Here is a 6074-nt window from a genome sequence, read left to right on the forward strand (position 1 = left end):
CGCAGGCGAAGGAATGACCGGCCTCAGCCGACCTTGTCCAATTCGCCCCGTGCCTTCGCCGCCGCCACCTGGCGGATGGCATCAGCCAGCGTGTCGACGTCCTGAGCGCCCATCACGGCATATTTGCCTTCAAGCAGGAAGCACGGCACGCCCGATATGCCCATGCGCGACGCCGTGGCGATCTCGGTGCGCACCGCCTCGACATCGGCGTCGGTCGGCAACAGCGTGGCGACCACGGACGCGTCCATGCCGGCCTCGCGGGCGGCTTCCACCAACACGGCATGGTCGCCGATGTTGACGCCTTCCTCGAAATTCAACTGGAAGAGGCGGCGGACCAGCCTGTTCTGCACGGCTTCACCGGCAGCACCCGCCCAACGGATCAGGCGGTGCGCATCCAGAGTGTTGGGCGCTACCTTGATGGCATCGAAGGCAAAGGAAATGCCGTCTGCCTCGCCAAGCGGCTCGATGCGGGCATGAATCTGGCGAATGCGCTCATCGCTGCCGAACTTGGCTCGCATATACTCCCCGCGGTCCTTGCCTTGCGGCGGAATGGTCGGATCGAGCTGGAACGGCCGCCAGCGTATATGCACATCGACATCGCCGGCCGCGGCAATCGCCTTGTCCAGCCGCTTCTGACCGATGAAGCACCAGGGGCAGACGACATCCGACACCACATCGACGGTTATGGCGTTCGCTTCGCTCATCTCGATCTCCGGATTTTCAGTTCGGTTTGCGCCACCATGTCGGCAGCTGATAACCGAATATGGGCGTCTTCTTCGGATGTTCCAGATAATTCCAGTAAGCAAGCCACTGCTGCGTGTTGTACTGCATCGGCACCATGTAATTGCCCGAAATCAACAGCCGGTCGAGAACGCGGACGGCGGCGACATAATCCTCCTTCGAGCGGGCGCGCAGCATCGCTTCGATAGCCGCATCGACCGCCGGATCGGCAACGCCGGCGAGATTGAACGAGCCTTCGGCCCTGGCCGCCTCGGAGCCCCAGCGTCCGAGCTGTTCGAAGCCTGGCGACAGCGAATTGTTGAAGCCGCTGGATCCGATCAGCGCCTCGAAATCGAAGCGCTGCTTGCGTGACTGGATCTGGTCCCCGTCGAGGCTACGGATGCTCACGTTGATGCCGATCTTCTCCAGCGTGCGCTGATAGATGCCGGCCAGGCGCTCCTCGTCTTGGGAAGCAGTCAGGATCTCGAACCCGAACGGTTTGCCGTCGGGATCGAGCATCGTACCGTCCTGCACGTGGTAACCGATGCTTTTCAGGAGATCGAAAGCTGCCTTCAACACCTTGCGGTCCTGGCCAGATCCGTCGGTCACGGGCGGCTTCCAGGTGCCGTCCATCACATCGGGCGGCACACGGCCGGGATAGGGGGCCAGCAATGCTTTTTCCCTGTCATCGGCCGGATGGCCGAGCGCGGAAAGCTCGGAGTTCTGCCAGTAGCTCATCGTGCGGGTGTATTTGCCGCCGAAAAGGTTCTTGTTCGCCCATTCGAAGTCGTAAAGCATGCCGAGCGCACGCCGAACCGCCGGATTGGAGAACTTCGGCAGCCTCGTGTTGAACAGGAATCCGGTCACCACGGGTGGAATGCCCGTGTCGAAGGTTTCAGAAACCACCTCCCCCCTGTGGAAGGCCGGGAAGTCCAGATCGCGCTCCCGTTTTACCGGATCGCCGTCGTCGTCGATTGCGCAGAGGCCTTTCTTGAAAGCCTCGAGCTTGGCGTTGGCGTTGAGGAAATATTCGATGGTGATCTGGTCGTAATTGTCGAAGCCGCGCTTGGCCGGGACATCCTTGCCCCAATAATCGGGGTTGCGCTTGAACACGATACGCTGACCCGGCGCCACCTGGGCGATGGTGTAAGGTCCACTGCCAATCAGCGGCTTCAGCGTTGTCTTGTCGAAAGTATCCTTGTCGAAGGCATGTTTCGGCAGGATCGGCGTCAGCGCGATGATCATGGGCGTTTCGCGATTGGCCTTGTCATTGAAGGTGAAGCGCACGCTGTGATCACCGGTCTTTTCAAGCTTGGCGATCAGGCTCATGCGTGCGTTGTAGGGCGGGCGGCCCTTGTCGGTGAAGACATCGTAGGTGAACAGCACATCCTCCGGTGTCACCGGCTCGCCGTCCGACCACCTTGCATTGGGATTGAGGTGGAATTCGATCGACCTGCGCTCTGAATCCATGTCGGCGCTGTCCGCGAGCAGGCCATAGAGACTGAAGGGCTCGTCGTAGTTGCGCTGCATCAGCGGTTCGAAAACGAGGTTGCCGTAGGTCAGATCCATCATCCCACGCGCCGTCGTGCGCAGGCTTTTCAGGATGAACGGGTTGAGGTTGTCGAAGCTGCCTACGACACAATAGGTGATGTTGCCGCCCTTCGGCGCATCGGGATTGACGTAGTCGAAATGGGTGTAGTCAGGCGGCAGTGCCGGCTCGCCCTGCATGGCGATGGCATGCTTGGGTTCCGTCATGGCCGGTCGCAGCGAAAGGGTGAAAAGCGGTATCGCGGTGATCAGCCAAACAAGAACGCGGCCCATGACCGTCTCCTAAACAGGTCGGCTTGATGATTCGGTGCGCACCCTAGCATGAGGGAGCTCGTTGCCGGCCAATCGTGTCATCAAGAATTACAAGTGAGCGGGGCTGGATTCGGCACCGCTTGCAGTGTAACACGCCGTCCGAAGTCATTCTGTTGCCTCATTTCGGCAACAGGTAGCTGGACCACACGGCATAGAGAAGCCGGTTCCGGGATTATTTGAGAGGAAGTGCACGACATGACGAGCCTGAACAGCAATGCGTACCGCCTTTCGGTCATGGCCGCGGGCGTGGTCGGCTTTCTGGGCGCAGGACTTCCCTCTGCTTCCGCGCAGCAGCAGCAACAGATCCCCCAGGGCTGGTTCAAGGCCTGCACCAAGCAGGAAGACGTCGATATCTGCAACGTCCAGAACATCGTCACCGCCGGCAACGGCCAGCTCGTCACGGGTGTGAGCCTGATCGAGCTCAAGGGCAAGGTGAACCGCAAGGTGTTTCAGGTGACGGTCCCGACCGGCCGCCTGGTGCCTCCCGGCATCGGCCTGCAGATCGACACCGGCAAGGCGCAGAAGCTCGACTATGTCATCTGCTTCCCGGATCGTTGCGTCGCCGAAGTGCCGCTGACCGACCAGCTCGTCGCCTCGTTCAAGAAGGGTCAGGGGATCACGCTGACCTCGATCAATTTCCAGAATCAGGCCAACCCGATCAAGATCGCGCTCCAGGGCTTCAGCGGCGCCTATGACGGCCCTCCGCTGCAGCAGTCGGACATCGAGGACCGGCAGAAGAAGCTGCAGGACTTCGTTGCCAAGAACAACCAGGACTTCGCCAAGAAGCTCAAGGACGAGCAGGACAAGGCCAAGACCGCCAACTGATCACCGGGTTCGGTCGCTTCCAATTCAAAGAAAAAGCGGGGTCATGCCCCGCTTTTTTCGTGCCTGGCCTTTCCTGACGGCCGACCGGAACGCCGGAAGGTCAGTGCCTGGACTGGCGTTTGGGCTCGTAACGCCCGTCTGGCCTCTTGTCGAACATCTCCTTGATCTGCGGATGGCGGACTGGTTCGCCCGACCGATCCTCGAGCAGATTCTGCTCCGACACATAGGCGATGTATTCGGTTTCCGAATTCTCGGCGAGCAGATGGTAGAATGGTTGATCCTTGCGCGGCCGCACGTCGGCGGGGATGGCTTCGTACCATTCGTCGGTGTTGGCGAATTGAGGGTCGACGTCGAAAATGATGCCTCGAAACGGAAACAGCCGGTGGCGGACCACCTGTCCGATCGCGAATTTGGCCGTTTTCATCGTACTCACCACTGAATTCCTTGACTTTATTTGGCGCAGACTCCGAGTCAATTCAATCCCGAAGCGTTCGAGCGCCTTCAAGCTACGCAGAATCCGGCGCGAAGGTTTTGATTGATCTCGCGATGCCGCGATAAAATCCGCAAAATCGCTATTGCTGCCGAATGGGTTTTCGCAGGCCGCCCGCGAGTGCTGCAAAACCACTGCCGGGGCTAAGCCCTTCGCGCATGAAGAAGGCACGCAGCGGCGCAAAGCCGCCGAGCACGCCGAGACCGGCGCCGCGAGCCATCTGCGCCGGCAGCATATCGGAGAGCAGCGACATGTTGAGCAGGTTGACCGCGCCGCTGCGCGCCAGAATGTCGGGGCGACGCTTGAAATCGTAGGCGGCAAGGGCCTTGGCCGCGCCTGGATCTCCGCCATTTTCTTTTGCGATTCCAACCAGGTCGTCAATATCCCTGATGCCAAGGTTGAGGCCTTGCGCACCGATCGGCGGGAACACATGCGCGGCTTCGCCGACAAGCGCCACCCTGTCTCGCGCGAAACGCAGGGGCGTCACGGTCGAAAGCGGATAGATCTGGCGGCCCGGCTCTACCGTCACCCGACCCAGCATCGACTGCATCCGCTGCTCGACCCGCAGCGAGAGCGTCGCGTCATCCAGCGCTGCAAGCTCCTTGGCGGTCTCGGGCTTCACCACCCAGACGAGACTTGAGCGATTGCCAGGCAAGGGAACCTGTGTGAACGGACCGGTTTCGGTGTGAAACTCGGTCGAGGTGAAGGCATGCTCGCTTCTATGGCCGAAATTGAGCACGAGCGCGGCCTGCGGATAGGCGTGCGATGCAGTCGAAATGCCCGCCGCCTCGCGGGCAGGTGACTGCCGCCCATCGGCGGCGACCGCCAGTGACGCGCCGACCTCGCTGCCGTCGGCGAGGACGGCATGAGCCCGATCGACATCGAGATGCCAGGTCTTCACCATCGACTTGCGCCATTCGATCCCGGAATGGGCGGCGACCTTGCCGGCAAGCGCCGGGCCTAGGACGCTGTTGGGGAGGTTCAGCCCGAACTGGTCCTCGTCTATCTCGCTGGCGCGGAAGGTGACGACGGGGCTGCGGATCAGCCGGCTGGTCGCGTCGACGATGCGCATGACTTTCAAGGGAGCAGCCTTGGGCCTGATGACTTCGAGGACGGCTAGTCGCTCAAGCACTTTCAGGGCGGGGTTCATCAGCGCCGTGGTGCGGCCATCAAGGGCCGACGCCTCGGGTCCGACCAGCGTCACCGGGAAGCCGGCGTCGGCGAAAGCAAGCGCCGCGGTCAGCCCTGCCGGGCCGGTGCCGGCAATCAGTATCGGGGCTGTTTCCTGATGCTCCAAGATCGGTTTCCGGCTTGCGATGCGAGGCGGGCCACCGGACCCGCCACTCGAGAAGCATATAGGTCAGTTCATGCGGCTTGATCAACGCGGCGATTCGGCCCATTCGGGTGTGATGACCGGCCACCAGGACGATTTCAGCCATCTCGACCGCGCCGGCCGCGCCACGGCTGATATTGCGCGCAACCCGCGTTTGACGGTCAACATCGCCGTCGGCGCCAGCATTCTGCTCGCCTGGCTGACGCTCGCCGCGATGGCGATTCGCGGTGCCGAGGCGCGGGGCAGTGCGCCCGGCGACACGTTCCTGCGCGGGCTGCCGCAGTTGCCGCTGCCCGATTTCCTGGAGCGGTTCTTCGCGCTCTGCCTGGCGCCGGCGCCGCTGGATGCCAGCATCGTCGCGCGTGCTCTGGCGCTGATCCTGATGTGGTTCCTGATGGCGATCGCCGCGATGCTGCCGTCTGCGGCGCCGATGATCCGCACCTATTGCGAGATTGCCGATACGGCACGGATCAAGGGCGAGCCGGTCGTCCATCCGCTGGTGCTGGTTGCCGGCTATCTCGGCGTCTGGCTCGCCGCCTCGACACTATTTTCGGCCCTGACGCTTTCCGTGCACGCCTTCGCCGCGTCCGACGAAATCTACGATCCGCTGCTTGGCGTTGCGGGCGCGCTCGCACTGCTGGTTGCCGGCCTCTACCAGTTCAGCGGCCTCAAGGAGGCTTGTCTGAAAAAATGCCGCAACCCGTTCTCGATCTTGTTTTCGAACTGGAGCGCCAAGCCGATCCGCGTCTTCCAGCTTGGTGCCGCGCAAGGCATCTGGTGCCTCGGCTGCTGCTGGGCGCTGATGCTGGTGATGTTCGCCGTCGGCGTGATGAACATCTTCTGGAT

6 protein-coding genes are annotated in these 6074 nt (G+C 62.0%); 2 read left to right on the forward strand and 4 right to left on the reverse strand.

Features of this window, described 5'->3' with window-relative positions; translation table 11 throughout:
• Nucleotides 1–23 precede the first annotated feature (23 nt).
• Both C1D09_RS24560 and C1D09_RS24565 read right to left on the reverse strand, forming a co-directional pair.
• Nucleotides 24–704, reverse strand: a complete 681-nt coding sequence (locus C1D09_RS24560) for a DsbA family oxidoreductase (protein ID WP_143976690.1) — start codon at nt 702–704, stop codon at nt 24–26.
• A gap of 16 nt (nt 705–720) precedes the next feature.
• The gene (locus C1D09_RS24565; RefSeq protein WP_143976691.1) at nt 721–2541 is read right to left on the reverse strand and encodes an extracellular solute-binding protein; all 1821 of its coding nucleotides are present in this window, start codon (nt 2539–2541) and stop codon (nt 721–723) included.
• Nucleotides 2542–2775: 234 nt separating this feature from the next.
• On the opposite strand from C1D09_RS24565, the gene C1D09_RS24570 reads away from it, so the two are divergent.
• Entirely contained in the window at nt 2776–3405 is a 630-nt protein-coding gene (locus C1D09_RS24570; protein ID WP_135864814.1) for an invasion associated locus B family protein, read from the forward strand.
• Between the two features lie 100 nt (nt 3406–3505).
• Here C1D09_RS24570 and hspQ read toward each other — a convergent pair whose 3' ends face one another.
• Both hspQ and C1D09_RS24580 read right to left on the reverse strand, forming a co-directional pair.
• On the reverse strand, nt 3506–3829 hold the full coding sequence (gene hspQ, locus C1D09_RS24575; RefSeq protein ID WP_019858091.1) for a heat shock protein HspQ: 324 nt from the start codon (nt 3827–3829) through the stop codon (nt 3506–3508).
• Between the two features lie 148 nt (nt 3830–3977).
• Nucleotides 3978–5192, reverse strand: coding sequence for a UbiH/UbiF family hydroxylase (locus C1D09_RS24580; RefSeq protein ID WP_143976692.1), 1215 nt, complete (start codon nt 5190–5192; stop codon nt 3978–3980).
• Nucleotides 5193–5262: 70 nt separating this feature from the next.
• Here C1D09_RS24580 and C1D09_RS24585 point away from each other — a divergent pair.
• On the forward strand, nt 5263–6074 hold an 812-nt coding region (locus tag C1D09_RS24585), incomplete at its 3' end, for a DUF2182 domain-containing protein (protein ID WP_143976693.1).

The organism is Mesorhizobium intechi (assembly GCF_002879535.1).
GTDB classification, from domain to species: domain Bacteria; phylum Pseudomonadota; class Alphaproteobacteria; order Rhizobiales; family Rhizobiaceae; genus Mesorhizobium; species Mesorhizobium intechi.

Coding starts and splice junctions, on each gene's coding strand:
- C1D09_RS24560 (WP_143976690.1), bottom strand. CDS start 704: ATGAGCGAAGCGAACGCCATAACCGTCGATGTGGTGTCGGATGTCGTC.
- C1D09_RS24565 (WP_143976691.1), bottom strand. CDS start 2,541: ATGGGCCGCGTTCTTGTTTGGCTGATCACCGCGATACCGCTTTTCACC.
- C1D09_RS24570 (WP_135864814.1), top strand. CDS start 2,776: ATGACGAGCCTGAACAGCAATGCGTACCGCCTTTCGGTCATGGCCGCG.
- hspQ (WP_019858091.1), bottom strand. CDS start 3,829: ATGAAAACGGCCAAATTCGCGATCGGACAGGTGGTCCGCCACCGGCTG.